Origin of the sequence: Dongia sp., assembly GCF_041905885.1 — a bacterium.
Taxonomy (GTDB): Bacteria; Pseudomonadota; Alphaproteobacteria; order Dongiales; family Dongiaceae; genus Dongia.
In genome coordinates, this window is the sequence record NZ_JAYRKD010000032.1 from 34677 (window position 1) to 48707 (window position 14031).

General features: G+C 66.1%; 13 protein-coding genes. 12 read left to right on the top strand and 1 reads right to left on the bottom strand.

The genetic code is table 11. The features are described from left to right. Nucleotides 1–74: 74 nt before the first annotated feature. A complete protein-coding gene (locus tag ACH2CY_RS23990) occupies nucleotides 75–560 on the bottom strand; it encodes a hypothetical protein (protein ID WP_395022283.1) in 486 nt (161 codons plus the stop codon). A gap of 181 nt (nucleotides 561–741) precedes the next feature. Between ACH2CY_RS23990 and ACH2CY_RS23995 the strand changes: the two genes are divergently transcribed. The 12 genes from ACH2CY_RS23995 (at nucleotide 742) to ACH2CY_RS24050 (ending at nucleotide 14030) form a co-directional block, all read left to right on the top strand. Continuing rightward, a complete protein-coding gene (locus tag ACH2CY_RS23995) occupies nucleotides 742–1455 on the top strand; it encodes a response regulator transcription factor (RefSeq protein ID WP_395022284.1) in 714 nt (237 codons plus the stop codon). 43 nt (nucleotides 1456–1498) lie between these two features. Then, a complete protein-coding gene (locus ACH2CY_RS24000; RefSeq protein ID WP_395022285.1) occupies nucleotides 1499–3403 on the top strand; it encodes a stimulus-sensing domain-containing protein in 1905 nt (634 codons plus the stop codon). A 10-nt stretch (nucleotides 3404–3413) separates the two neighbouring features. Continuing rightward, entirely contained in the window at nucleotides 3414–3890 is a 477-nt protein-coding gene (locus ACH2CY_RS24005; RefSeq protein WP_395022287.1) for an HPr kinase/phosphorylase, read from the top strand. Further along, a complete protein-coding gene (rapZ, locus tag ACH2CY_RS24010; RefSeq protein ID WP_395022289.1) occupies nucleotides 3887–4915 on the top strand; it encodes an RNase adapter RapZ in 1029 nt (342 codons plus the stop codon). Before ACH2CY_RS24005 ends, rapZ begins: the two co-directional genes overlap by 4 nt. Beyond that, the gene (locus ACH2CY_RS24015) at nucleotides 4915–5322 is read left to right on the top strand and encodes a PTS sugar transporter subunit IIA (protein ID WP_028098699.1); all 408 of its coding nucleotides are present in this window, start codon (nucleotides 4915–4917) and stop codon (nucleotides 5320–5322) included. Before rapZ ends, ACH2CY_RS24015 begins: the two co-directional genes overlap by 1 nt. 1 nt (nucleotide 5323) lies before the next feature. Continuing rightward, nucleotides 5324–5608, top strand: a complete 285-nt coding sequence (locus ACH2CY_RS24020; protein WP_395022290.1) for an HPr family phosphocarrier protein — start codon at nucleotides 5324–5326, stop codon at nucleotides 5606–5608. Then, complete coding sequence (ptsP, locus tag ACH2CY_RS24025; protein ID WP_395022291.1) at nucleotides 5598–7415, top strand: phosphoenolpyruvate--protein phosphotransferase; 1818 nt, start codon at nucleotides 5598–5600, stop codon at nucleotides 7413–7415. The genes ACH2CY_RS24020 and ptsP overlap by 11 nt, the downstream gene beginning before the upstream one ends. After that, on the top strand, nucleotides 7412–8623 hold the full coding sequence (locus ACH2CY_RS24030) for a hypothetical protein (RefSeq protein WP_395022293.1): 1212 nt from the start codon (nucleotides 7412–7414) through the stop codon (nucleotides 8621–8623). Before ptsP ends, ACH2CY_RS24030 begins: the two co-directional genes overlap by 4 nt. 132 nt (nucleotides 8624–8755) lie before the next feature. Then, nucleotides 8756–9403, top strand: a complete 648-nt coding sequence (locus ACH2CY_RS24035) for a TIGR02117 family protein (RefSeq protein WP_395022295.1) — start codon at nucleotides 8756–8758, stop codon at nucleotides 9401–9403. 94 nt (nucleotides 9404–9497) lie between these two features. Beyond that, nucleotides 9498–9986: a macro domain-containing protein gene (locus tag ACH2CY_RS24040; RefSeq protein WP_395022296.1), complete on the top strand. Its 489-nt coding sequence runs from the start codon at nucleotides 9498–9500 to the stop codon at nucleotides 9984–9986. Between the two features lie 192 nt (nucleotides 9987–10178). Continuing rightward, nucleotides 10179–11489 (top strand): adenosylhomocysteinase, encoded by a 1311-nt coding sequence (gene ahcY / locus ACH2CY_RS24045; protein WP_395022298.1) that lies wholly within the window; start codon nucleotides 10179–10181, stop codon nucleotides 11487–11489. Between the two features lie 234 nt (nucleotides 11490–11723). Continuing rightward, nucleotides 11724–14030 carry a PAS-domain containing protein gene (locus tag ACH2CY_RS24050; protein ID WP_395022299.1) on the top strand — a complete coding sequence of 769 codons (2307 nt, stop codon included), beginning with the start codon at nucleotides 11724–11726 and terminating at the stop codon, nucleotides 14028–14030. The last annotated feature ends 1 nt before the right edge of the window (nucleotide 14031 follow it).

Consider the following 14031-nt stretch of genomic DNA (forward strand, 5'->3'; position numbering starts at 1 on the left):
TTGGATCGCTCACAATTGGGCGTTCCGGTCTCCGGGGTAAACCGATCATTGTTCACATCTGAGGCGAGAAAACCTCACACGACGGCGGAGAGCAGGGCATTGCCGGGGATGCGGTGAATCCGCCCGAAGCCGGCCACCAGCAGCGCCTCCTGGATCTCGAAGCGATAGAGATGGAAATCGCCGAAGCCCGCATAGCCTTGCGCCGAAGGCTGCGCGGCGAGGTAGCGCGCCCGGTTCTCCGGCGTATCCGCCGCCGCCACCCGCCCGATCAAGGTGACGCGCGCGCCGGTCAGCGGCTCGGCGAGACCCAGCGTGCCGTCATAGAGCAGCGAGGCATGCGGATCGCGCTTCAGGTTCTTGGCGTGATCGCTGAGGTCGGAGAGCAGCAGCAGCGGTTGCCCGGTGCCGTCGCGGGCCGGCAGGACCAGCGATACGAAGGGAAAGCTGCCGGAACCGCCCCCGCTGCCGCTTCGTTCGGCCAGCGATCCCAGATAAGCGCGGGTCGCCCCGTCGATCAGCGCGCGGACGTTTTTTACCGGATCATCGTGGTTAAGAGTCACGCTTTCACACTGTAATTTTGCTTGCGTTACAAGAGATTGCACCCATATCCGGCGCAGCCGCAAGGATTTGGGCAAAGGCTCCGAATCGGCGCAGTTTCGCCCCATTTCGGTCACCATTCCGGGCGAACCTTGGCAGGACACCAGCAATTCTGTAAATGTTTCGAAGATAAGGAGAATTCTCGTGGCCCAAGCCGCTGCCGCGCCGCAGACCATCGCGCTGGTTGATGACGATCGCAACATCCTCGCCTCGGTCTCGATGACGCTCGAGGCGGAGGGCTTTGCGGTCAAGACCTATACCGACGGCGCCGAGGCGCTGCGGGCGCTGGCGACCACGCCGGTCGATCTGGCCGTGCTCGACATCAAGATGCCGCGCATGGACGGCATGGAGCTCCTGGAAAAGCTCCGCCGCACCAGCGACCTGCCGGTGATCTTCCTCACCTCGAAGGACGACGAGGTGGACGAGCTCATGGGCCTGCGCATGGGCGCCGACGACTACATCAAGAAGCCCTTCTCGCAGCGCCTGCTGATCGAGCGCATCCGCACCTTGCTGCGCCGGGAGATGAGCCGCGGCACCACGCAGGCGACCGGCGAGGCGCAGTTGGTCCGCGGCGAGCTGATGATGGACCCGACCCGACATCTCTGCACCTGGGCCGAGAAGCCGGTCGAGCTGACCGTCACCGAGTTCCTGCTGCTGAAGGCGCTGGCGCAGCGCCCGGGCCATGTGAAGAGCCGCGACCAGCTGATGGACGCCGCTTACGGCGAGAACATCTATGTCGATGACCGCACCATCGACAGCCACATCAAGCGCCTGAGAAAGAAGTTCAAGGTCGTTGATACCGATTTCAATCAGATCGAGACGCTGTATGGCGTGGGCTATCGGTACCGCGAAGCCTGATCGCGCCCGTCCCACGCCGCTCGCCCTGAAGGATTGACCGGCGATGGCCGAAACGATCAGGGACAGCGGCAGGGTCGAGCCGACTCTGGGCAGCAGCCAGCGCGCCGCGCATGCGGAGTTTAGGCTGCCGGAATCCGAGTCCAAGCCCGGCACCATCATCTCGTTCTTCCGCCGCAAGCCTAAGCCGGTGCCCGCTCCCGCCGGAGAGAACCGGCGCGAGCCGCAGATGCGCCGGGTCGAAGCGCCCGCGCCGAGAGCCGCGCCGGTCGCGAAAGTCGCGCCGAAGCCGGAACGCCCCGCAAAGTCGAAGCCCGAGCCCGCGCCGGAAAAGCCGCGCGCGAAATCGACGCCCGCGCGGCGCAGCCTCTGGATGTCGCCGATCACCCGGCGGATCCTGCTGCTCAACGTGATGGCGCTGGCGATCCCGGTCTTCGGCCTGCTCTACCTGCCGACCTATCGCGACAGCCTGATCCAATCCGAGCTGGAACTGCTGAAGACCGAGGGCGAGCTCTTCTCCGGCGCGCTGGCGTCCAGCGGCGTCGTCACCGATCCCGACGGTTCCGAGCGGCTGCAGCCCGATACCTCGCGCCAGACCATCCGCCGCCTGGTCGATGTCTCGAAGACGCGTGCCCGGCTGTTTCTGCCGAACGGCACCTTGATTGCGGACTCTTTCCTGCTCTCCGGCCCCGGCGGCATTCTTCTCATCGAGCCGCTGCCGCCGCCGGAGCCGCCGGAAGGCCCGATCCTGGCGGCGCTCGGCGGCGCCTATGACTGGCTGCTCGGCCGCTTCCCGACCAGCGATCTCTATCCGCCCTATGGCGAATCCGCGGTGCAGGTCGCCGACGATTACCAGGAAGTGCAGCAGGCGCTCGGCGGCGATACCGGGACCTTCGTGCGCTCCGGCGGCGACGGCGCGCTGGTGCTCTCGGTCGCAGTGCCGGTGCAGCGCTATCGCCAGGTGCTGGGCGCCCTGTTTCTCACCAAGGCCGGCAAGGGCGTCGAAAGCACCTTGCGCAAGACCCGCCTCACCATCATCGCGGTCTCGCTGGTGGCGCTCGGCATCACGGTGCTGGCCTCGCTCTATCTCGCCAGCACGATCGCGCTGCCGATCCATCGCCTGGCCGATGCCGCCGACCGGGTGCGGCGGTCCAAGGGACGCTCGGCCGGCATTCCGGATCTCTCCCGCCGCCGCGACGAGATCGGCGATCTCTCGGGTGCCTTGCGCGACATGACCGAGGCGGTTTGGCGCCGCATGGACGCGATCGAACGGTTCGCCGCCGACGTCGCTCATGAGATCAAGAATCCGCTGACCTCCTTGCGCAGTGCGGTCGAGACCGTGGCGCGGGTCGAGGATCCGCAGCAGCAGCGCAAGTTGATGGGCATCATCCTCGACGACGTTCAGCGCCTGGATCGGCTGATCAGCGACATCTCCGATGCGAGCCGGGTCGATGCCGAAATGTCCCGCGCCGAGACCAGCAAGGTGAAGATCCACGATCTCATCAGCGCGCTGGTCGATATCCACTCGGTGACCGACGGCGACGGCAAGCCGAAGGTGGTCGCCGACCTCCCGCCGGCCGATGACCTCACCGTGCTCGGCGCCGAGGGACGGCTCGGCCAGGTGTTCCGCAACCTGCTGACCAACGCGCTTTCCTTCAGCCCGCGCAACGGCACCGTCACCCTGCGCGCGCGCCGCGACCGTGGCCGCATCGTCATCCAGGTCGAGGACGAAGGCCCGGGCATCCCCGAGGACAAGCTGAAGGCGATCTTCGACCGCTTCTACACCGAGCGGCCGGAAGGCGAGAAGTTCGGCACGCATTCGGGTCTCGGCCTTTCGATCTCGCAGCAGATCGTCGAGGCGCATAACGGCACGCTCACCGCTTCCAACCGCCGCGACCGCGCGAGCCGGGTGATCGGTGCGCGCTTCACCATCGATCTCCCCGCGATCTGATCCTCATGCAATGAGCGGTTCCGCCAACGCGACTGGCACTCTCGCGATCGACGGCACCGCCATCGCGATCGGCAATACCGCTGTGCTGCTGACCGGTCCCTCCGGCAGCGGCAAGTCCGATCTCGCCTTGCGCATGATCGACGGCGGCGCCCGCCTCATTTCCGACGACCGGGTCGAGCTGGTGGTCGAGGGCGACCGCCTCTGCTGCCGCGCGCCCGGCAATATCCCGCCGGGCCTGCTCGGGCGGATCGAGGCGCGGGGCATCGGCATCGTTCCGGCGCCGCGGACCACCGGTGCGACACCGCTGCAATGGGTCGTCGAATTGGTCCCGGCGGCCGAAGTCGAACGGCTGCCGGCCGCGGAATCCCGCAATTTTCTCGGCCATGCGGTGCCGGTCCTCCGCCTCAACGCCTTCGAAGCCTCGACCGCGGTCAAGCTCCGCCTTGCCGCCGCCTGCGGACCGGGACTAATAATGGGCCGCGAATGAGCAGCCCGAAAGCCTTGGCGGCGACCGAAGCCGCGACACTCCCCGCAGCGCCCTTGGACAACCCGCGTCCGCCAGAGGTACGCCCATCGGCCGCGCGTCGCCGCCTGCTGCTGGTGACCGGCCTCGCCGGTGCCGGGCGCAGCACGGCGCTGAAATGCCTCGAGGACCATGGCTTCGAGGCGGTCGACAATCTGCCGCTGGATCTGCTGCCGCATCTCGTCTCCGGCGTCAGTGCCGCCGGCGAGGCGCCCCAACCTTCGAAGATCGGATCGCTGGCGATCGGCATCGACAGCCGGACCCGCGACTTCACCGCCGAAGGCCTCGCGATTCTGCTCCAGAACATGAAGTCGGATCCGGCGCTCGACGTCCGCCTGCTGTTTCTGGACAGCGACGACGAGACCCTGCGCCGCCGCTTCACCGAGACCCGGCGCCGGCATCCGATGGCGCCCGATCGCCCGGTTTCCGACGGCATCGCGCAGGAACGCCGCCTCATGTTCCCGCTGCAGCAGGTCGCCGATCTGGTGATCGACACCAGCGACCGCACGATCGGCGATTTCAAGGCCCTGCTCGCGACCGAGCTCGGCCTCGAGGGCAAAGCCGAGCTTGCCATCACCGTCATTTCCTTCTCCTACCGGCTCGGCCTGCCGCGGGAAGCCGACCTCGTTTTCGATGTTCGCTTCCTCGACAATCCGCATTACGATCCCGCGCTTCGCCCGCTGACCGGCGAGGACGAGCAGGTCGGGAACATGGTCGAGGAGGACCCCGCCTATGGCGGTTTCTTCGCCGGCATGACCGGACTATTGTGGCCGCTCTTGCCGGGGTTCGAACGGGAGGGAAAAAGCTATCTGACGATCGCGATCGGGTGCACAGGGGGACGTCACCGCTCGGTCCATGTCGCGCGCCGCCTGGCGCAGTGGCTGGAAGGGAAGGGCCGGCCGGTGATTCTGCGCCATCGCGATCTGGACCGCAGCGTGCCGCCTACGGGTTCGGCCGGAGCGGGCGCGCCGCAATCGGGAAGGGGATGATGATCGGCATTGTGTTGGTGACCCACGGCAACCTGGCCAGCGAGTTCGTCGCGGCCCTGGAGCACGTGGTCGGAAAGCAGACCGGCGTCGCGGCGATCTGCATCGGCGCCGAAGACGACATGGAGCAGCGCCGCAAGGAGATCCTGGAGACCGTCGCCAAGGTCGACCAGGGCAAGGGCGTGGTGCTGCTGACCGACATGTTCGGCGGCACGCCCAGCAATCTCGCGATCTCGGTCCTGGACAAGGCCAATGTCGAGGTGATCGCCGGCGTGAATTTGCCGATGCTGATCAAGCTCGCTTCCGTGCGCGGTTCGATGAGTCTCCCGGCCGCGGTAACCGCCGCGCAGGAAGCCGGCCGCAAGTACATCAACGTCGCGTCCCAGCTCCTCAAGGCGAGCGAGTGCTGAGATGGCAGACGGCGAATCTCTGCAGATCGTCAAGGCGCGGATCCAGAACCAGAAGGGCCTGCATGCCCGCGCTGCCGCCAAGTTCGTCAAGGTCGCCAACGCCTATGACGCCGACATCCGCGTCATCAAGGGCGAGACCGACGTCGAGGGCCGCTCGATCATGGGGCTGATGATGCTGGCCGCCGGCATCGGCTGCGAGATCGAGCTCCGCGCGTCGGGCCCCGGCGCCGGGCCAGCCTTGGCCGCTCTGGTCGATCTCATCGACCGGAAGTTCGATGAAGAATGAGAAGCCCGACGACGGAGCCAAGCCGCGCCGCAAGCGCAAACCTGCGGATGGCGAGCGGCGCGAGGTTGTTCTCAAGGGCTTAGGTGTCTCCGCCGGCATCGCGATCGGCGAAGCGCATGTGGTCGAGATCGGCGCCGTCCAGATCCCGGAATACGACATCAAGGAATCCGAGATCGATGCCGAGATCGAGCGTTTCAACGAGGCCCTGCGCAAATCCGACCGTCAGCTGAAGAAGCTGAAGACCAAGAGCGCCGAGCTGCACGGCGCCGCGGCGGAGGAGCTGGGCTTCCTGCTCGACGCGCATATGCAGATGCTGTCCGGCTCGCGCGTCGTGCGCGGGGTTGAGGCCCGGATCCGCCGCGACAAGATCAACGCCGAGGCCGCGGTGCAGGCGGCGATCTCGGCGGTCGCCGAGGAGTTCGAGGCGCTGGACGACGCCTATCTCGCGGCCCGCGCCGACGACGTGCGCGAGGTCGGCAACCGCCTGCTGCGCAATCTCACCCAGACGCCCTACGAGGCGTTCAAGCACCTGCCCGAAGGCGCCATCATCATCGCCGAGGAGCTGACCCCGGCTGACACCGCGCTGCTCGACCCGGACCGCGTCGCCGGCTTCGCCACCGCGATCGGCGGCGCCCAGAGCCACACCGCGATCATGGCGCGCTCGCTGGAACTGCCGGCGGTGCTCGGCATCCCCGAGCTCCTGACCAAGGTGAAGAGCGGCGATCAGCTCGTCATCGACGGCTATACCGGCCGCGTGGTCGTCCACCCGAACCGCGAGCGCCTGGCGCAATACGAGCGCCGCACCGCCGAGATCGAGCAGGAGCAGAAGCAGCTCAGCCGGCTGCGCAAGCTGCCGTCGATGACCACCGACGGCCGCCGCATCGGCCTCTACGCCAACCTGGAGCTGCCGCGCGAGGTCGAGAACGCGCTCGCCGCCGGTGCCGCCGGCGTCGGCCTGCTGCGCACCGAGTTCCTCTACATGAATCGCCCGGATCTGCCGACCGAGGACCAGCAATACGAGATCCTGCGCGAGATCGTCGAGGGCATGAGCGGCAGGCCGGTCACCATCCGCACCCTCGACATCGGCAATGACAAGCTGGCGCCGGCCTTGAAGGACCATATGGTCGAGACCGCGAACCCGGCCCTGGGCCTGCGCGCGATCCGCTTGAGCCTGCGCGACCGCGACCTCCTCGACGCACAGCTGGGTGCCATGCTGCGGGCCGGCGCCCATGGCCCGATCCGCATCCTGCTGCCGATGATCTCGGCGGTCTCCGAAGTGAAGCAGACCCGCGCCGCGCTGGAGCAGGTGGCGAAACGGCTGAAGAAGCGCGGTGTGAAGATCGCCGATCCCCTGCCGCCGCTCGGCGTGATGATCGAAATCCCCGGTGCGGCGCTCGCCGCCGACGCCTTGGCGCAATGCTCGGATTTCTTCGCGATCGGCTCCAACGACCTCACCATGTACACGCTGGCGATCGACCGCGGCGAGGAGCAGGTGGCGCATCTCTACAACCCGCTGCACCCGGCGGTCCTGCGCCTGATCCAGTTCGCCAGCGAAGCCGCGCTCCGCGGCCGGATCCCGATCAGCGTCTGCGGCGAGATCGCCGGCGACCCGAAGTTCGTGCCCTTGCTGCTCGGCTTGGGCATCCAGGAGCTCTCGATGGCGGTCGGCAACATCCCACGCATCAAGCAGCGGATCCGCAGCCTCGACTTCGCCGCGGCGGCCAGATGCGCCCGCAGCGTCATGGAGCAGACCGATTCCGGCCGCATCGCCATGCTGCTCGACGACTTCAACGCCCTGGCGACATGAAAAGACGTGCTGCCCGCAAGGGCATTCTCGCGGCCGCGGCTCTTCTTTTCACCGGCGGTTCGGTCCTCGCCGAAGAAACACGGACGGTTTGCGCGAAAATCGCGCAAGAGGTCAATAGGCTCGCACCCCAAAGACCGGGAAGTGGACTCTATGACTTATCAACGGATCTGATGGCGTTGCTGCCACCTGGGATCCGGTATTTGGAGTCAAAGCAGCTCTCACCGGATGATCTCGCGCGCATCCTCAGATGTGACAGCGCGGCAAACTGCCCGGTGGCGGCGGACACGAAGGCTGCCGATTACTTTGAGTATCCGAACGACTCCGCCTGGCATACAGAGACCGTCGACACACGGCCGAAGAGCCGCTTCATGTTTGTTTTCACCGGCCACCACGGTCATGACCGCTGTGACCAGTTGTCCGCGTTCGAGCAGCAAGCCGACGAGTCATGGGCGCGCTCTGCCTTTGCCTTCACCGAGGCGGATGTCAACTGTGATGACAGTGGATTTGCGGTGCTTATGGACGACAAGAAACCCTATGTCGTGGTACCGCCGGGATCCGCTTCCTTCGGAGACCTGGAAGGCTATTCGGGAGGGGGTGAGGATCCTCTCGTGATGACGGTGTTTGACCCGGAAGACTCAGAGCTTGTCCCAGTTTGCCGTGTCGGGTTTCATCTCTCGTCTCGCCTGGGCCTGGGATGGCCATCTATTGAACTTGATGGCACGACACACGATTTCGTTGCTTCGAAGTTGGACAGCGACCTTGCTCGAATGGCAGATCTGTCGAGGTTTTCGGAAGACGCACCCGGGCAGCGGTTCGTTGAAACCGATGATTTCATCGCGCGTGACACACCGTCCGATAAGTTGGCGGAGATTCGCGCTTTCTTGTTGTCAAATGCGCCTGGACCCACACTGACAGCACTTGCGATGCGCGAACTAGACCTTGCTGATGAGGGGGTGGTCGAGACAACCGATCCGAACAACTGGACGGCTCGTTGGATGCCGTTCGGTGCTGGGGGACGCGCCTTTGCCGCGCTGCTGATTCGCTACAGTGGCCCCGGCTTCTTTGCGCGAGGCCCACATCTCTATGAGAGGGCAGTTGTCGCGCTGTTCGTGCTGAATGGCGGCAAGCTAGAACCGATTGAAGCGGCCGAAATCCAGCATGACTTCTGGTTCTCCCGCGCTGAAGCCATGTCAGGGGGAAAGTGGTGATGATGCGCTTGGACCCCAACCGTTACACGTCTGCCATAAATCCGGCGCCAGTGCGCCGCAATCTCGCCGCGTCCGGGCCGTGATGACCGTGCAGCATCCCTCCCGATCCATCGCATCGGGGGAGTTGCGACCATGCTGAAGCTGCTGCGCAGGACCGTCGGCGCGATCCTAGCATTGGGTGCACTCTATTTGGGTGCAGCCTTGGCGCTCGGTTTCATTCCGGTCAACCGCGACTTCACCGAAACACCCGGCGGCGTGCCGATTGCCGTCTGCTCCAACGGTGTCCACACCGACTTCGTGCTGCCGGTGAAAACGGCAGAGGTGGATTGGTCCGAAGTCTTCCCGCCGCAGCATTACCCGGTCGATGTCACGCCTTTCGACCATGTCGGCATCGGCTGGGGCGATCTCGATTTCTACCGCACCACGCCGACCTGGGCCGACTTTGATATCGGCACGGCTCTGCGCGCACTGACCGGTCTCGGTCCTGCCGCCCTTCATGTGCAGTACCGCCCCGGACCCGGTGCAAGCGAAGACTGCCGCCAAACGACGATCAGCATCCCGCAATACCGCGCGCTCAGCGATTATATCGGCACGACCATGGCCTCGCCCGGCTGGCCGGCTTCACCCGGTTATGGCGCAACCGATCTCTTCTATGCCGCGCACGGCCGCTTCAGCCTGCTCAAGTCCTGCAACGTCTGGGTGGGCGAGGGGCTCAAGGCCGCCGGCCTGCCGAGCGCGCTTTGGACGCCCTTCGCCTTCCAGGTGTTGGCGCAGTTTTGAACGGCCCTTGCCCAAATACGACATTGACCTGAATCAACGCGGCGCGTCTTCGGCCCGCGCTATCCATCATCGAAGCAATGAAGGAGCTGTTTCGATGATCATTGAAGTCCAGGGCGACATCCTGATGAGCAAGGCCGCGGCCATCGCGCATGGTGTGGCCCCGAACGACCATTTCGATTCCGGCCTGGCCTTGAGCCTGCGCGAGCGCTGGCCCGCCATGGTCAAGGACTTCCGCCACTATTGCCAGACCAGCCACCCGAAATCCGGCGAGATCTGGGCCTGGGCCGGCGCGGACGGCAAGCGCATCGTCAACCTGATGACCCAAGGCGCCGCCTACAAGCACGGCGAGAAACCGGGTGCCGCCTCGGTGGAGAACGTCAACCACGCGCTCCGCGCCCTGGCCAAGCTGGTCGAGGCCGAGAAGCTTGCGAGCCTGGCGCTGCCCAAGCTGGCGACCGGCGTCGGCGGTCTCGACTGGCGGGACGTGAAGCCGCTGGTCGAGAAGCATCTCGGCGGGCTCGGCATCCCGGTCTACGTCTATACCGTCTTCCATGCCGGCATGGCCGGCGCGGAAGCCGCCTGATCGCGACCCGCCCGTGCTGCGCCCTTCCCGGCGCGGCGCGGGCGATCGGCCGGTCATTTCAACCGCCTAATCGCGCCTATTAGAGTCATTAAATCCTTAATATAAAAAGAGGATTTCGACTCGCGCGCCATCTTGCTCCGGCTCCCTTCGCCTGCTATAGCGCTGCGCGAAACCGACACGCAGGAGAAGCCGATGTCCGCCGCCCCCGATACCAAGACCGGAGATTTCAAGGTCCGCGATATGAGCCTCGCCGATTGGGGCCGCAAGGAGCTCAACATCGCCGAGACCGAGATGCCGGGCCTGATGGCGCTGCGCAAGGAGTTCGGCAAGTCGCAGCCCTTGAAGGGCGCCCGCATCGCCGGCTGCCTGCACATGACGATCCAGACCGCGGCGCTCATCGAGACGCTGACCGCGCTCGGCGCCGAAGTGCGCTGGTCCTCCTGCAACATCTTCTCGACCCAGGACCACGCCGCCGCCGCGATGGCCGCCGCCGGCATCCCGGTCTTCGCCTGGAAGGGTCAGAACGAAGAGGAATTCTGGTGGTGCATCGAGCAGACCATCCAGGGCCCGAACGGCTGGACGCCGAACATGATCCTGGATGACGGCGGCGACCTCACCCAGATCATGCACGACAAGTACCCGCAGCTCCTCGCCAAGGTGAAGGGCATCTCGGAAGAGACCACCACCGGCGTGCATCGCCTCTACGAGATGGCCAAGAACGGCGATCTCAAGGTTCCGGCGATCAACGTGAACGACAGCGTGACGAAGTCGAAGTTCGACAACAAGTATGGCTGCCGCGAGAGCCTGGTGGACGCGATCCGCCGCGCGACTGATGTCATGATGGCCGGCAAGGTCGCCGTGGTCGCCGGCTTCGGCGACGTCGGCAAGGGCTCGGCGGAATCGCTGCGCCATGCCGGCTGCCGCGTGCAGGTGACCGAGGCCGACCCGATCTGCGCGCTGCAGGCGGCGATGGAAGGCTACGAGGTCGTGACCATGGAAGACGCGGCCCCCAAGGCCGACATCTTCGTCACCGCCACCGGCTGCGTCGATGTCATCACCGTCGACCACATGCGCGCGATGAAGGACCGGGCGATCGTCTGCAACATCGGCCACTTCGACAGCGAGATCCAGGTCGCCGGCCTGAAGAACCTGAAGTGGCACAACGTGAAGCCGCAGGTGGACGAGATCGAGTTCGCCGACGGCAAGCGCATCCTGCTCCTGGCTGAGGGCCGGCTGGTCAATCTCGGCTGCGCCACCGGCCACCCGAGCTTCGTGATGTCGGCCTCCTTCACCAACCAGGTGCTGGCGCAGATCGAGCTCTGGGCCAACCACTCGAAGTACGAGAACAAGGTCTACGTCCTGCCGAAGCATCTCGACGAGAAGGTGGCTTCGCTCCATCTCGCCAAGGTCGGCGCCAAGCTGACCAAGCTCTCGGAGAAGCAGGCCGCCTATCTGGGCGTCGCCCAGGCCGGCCCGTTCAAGACCGACCAGTATCGCTACTAGAAACCGCGCGCCAAAAGCCGGCGAGCTTCAGGGGGAGCGGTCTGCAGGGCCGCTCCCTTTCGTTTTGAGCTTTGGTGCGAATCGGGGCTAGACTGCGCTCCGATGGGAACGCGGGGTGGAGTCGCAAGTCTGCGCATCTTGGCGCCGGTCGCCGTACTGGCGGCCGTTCCCCGTGACGCCCTCGCGCAAGCCGCCGCGGGAGCCGGGCCTGCGGTCGGCCCAGCGGTCGGCCCCGTGGGCTGGATCTTCGTGCTGTTCGCCCTGGCCGGCGCGGTCGTCTCGGTCATCTTGCTCCGCCGCCTGCAACAGGCCCGCGCCGATTTGGCCCGGGCCGAGGCCGAGCGCGATCACTTGAGCGCCCGCGCGGCGGCCTTGTCCCTCGGCCAGATCCACTGGCGGGCGGGCGGCAGGTTCGAGGTTGGGGAAAACGCGGCGCGCCTGCTCGGCGGGCCGGCCGACAATGCCGAGGCTTTGCAGGCGCTGTTCGTCGAATCCGATCGCCCGGAGATCGCCGCCGGCCTGGCCGCCTTGGAGCGGCTGGGGACGACCTTCACTTGCACCGCGAAATGCGCGGCGACCGGGCGCGGCCTCAAGCTCAGCGGCTCCGCCGCCGGCACGGAACGGGTGCTCTGCCTGGACGACGTCGAGGACCTGCTGCAAAAGACGGTCGCACCCTATGAGCAGGGCAAGGCCGAGCTCGGACAGCTTTCCGCTTTGCTCGACCGGCTGCCTTATCCGGTCTGGCGGCGCGATGCCGGCATGAGCGTCACTTATTGCAACCGCGCCCATGCGCGGCTGTTCGGCGCGACGCCCGGCGAGGTGATCGCCAAGAGCCGCGAGATCAGCTCGGCGGCCAAGGCCTTGGCCAAGCGGGCGCAGAAGCTCAGCCTCGCGCAGTCGGAGAGCCAGCAGCTGGTGGTCGACGGCCACCGGCGGCTCTACGACTTCCATGAAGTGCCGCTCGAGGACGGGACGCTGATCGGCTACGCGCTGGACCAGACCGCGCTCGAGGAGAGCCATGCCGAGCTGGTGCGCCACATCGCGGCCCATGACGACGTGCTGCAGTCGCTCGGCAACGGCATCGTGATCTTCGGCCCGGACCGGCGGGTCAAGTTCTTCAACACCGCCTATCGCGACCAGTTCGGGCTCGATGCCGCCTTCCTGCGCGGCGAGCCCACCATCGACCAGGTGCTGGAAGCCCTGCGCGAGCGCCGGCAGATCGCCGAACAGGCGGATTTCCGTTCCTTCAAGCAGGAATTCATCCGCCATGTGATGACCCTGGTCGAGCCTTTCGAAGACCTGATGCACACGCCGGGCGACGCCACCTTCCGCATGGTGGCGACCCCGCATCCCTTCGGCGGCGTCACCCTCACCTTCGAGGACGTGACCGACAAGCTCACCATGGAGCGCAACTACAACACCCTGATCGCGGTGCAGAAGGAGACGATCGACAATCTCTACGAAGGCATCGCCGTGTTCGGCAGCGACGGGCGCTTGAAGATCCACAACCCCGCCTATGCCAAGCTCTGGAACCTCGCGGCCGAGGATCTCGAGGGCGAGCCGCATGTCACCAAGATCGTCGATCTGGTCCGGCCCTTCTTCGAGGGACCCTATGACTGGGCGGAGATCCGGCAGCGCATCGTCAGCGACGCGGTCGAGCGCACGCCGCGCAGCCTGCGGCTGGAGCGCAAGGACGGCACCATCATCGACATCGCCGGCATTCCTCTGCCCGACGGCGGCAAGCTCTTCAAATACGCCGACGTCACCGACAGCATTAACATGGAGCGCGCGCTCCGCGACCGCAACGAGGCCCTGATTGCAGCGGACCGGCTGAAGTCGGAATTCATCGCCAACGTCTCCTACGAGTTCCGCACGCCCTTGAACGTCATCATCGGCTATGCCGAGCTGCTGATCCGGCAATATTTCGGCGCCCTGAATCAGCGCCAGGCGGAATATGCGGCCAGCATCCTCGACGCGGCGCAGGGCCTGCTGCTGATGGTCGGCGACGTGATCGACGTGGCGGCGATCGAGGCCGGGTACATCCGCCTCGACATCGCCGAGATCCGGCTGCGGCCGGTGCTGGAATCGGTGTTGCGGCTCTACCAGCAGCGTGCCCACAGCCGCGAGATCGAGCTGAAGATGGACGAGGTCGCGGAAGGCCTGACGCTGAAGGCCGACGAGCAGCGCCTGAAGCAGGCGCTCGCCAATCTCATCAGCAACGCGGTCGGCTCCGGCTCGGTCGGCAGCCGGGTCGAGATCACCGCCGGCAACGAGGACCACCACGTCGCGATCTCGGTGAAGCAGACCGGGTTGCAAGGCGTCATCGGCGGCGAGGCGACCGATTTCGGCGTGACCTCGGTGGCGCGCGCCTCATTGGGCCGCGGCACCACGCGCGGCCTCGGCATGGCGCTGGTGAAGACGCTGATCGAGCTCCATGGCGGCAGCATGGAAACCCGCAGCGGCCCCGGCTATCGCATGGTGGTCTGCCGCCTGCCGCTCGAAGCCATCGCGCGCGCGCCGATCGCGGTCAGCGGGGAATAGA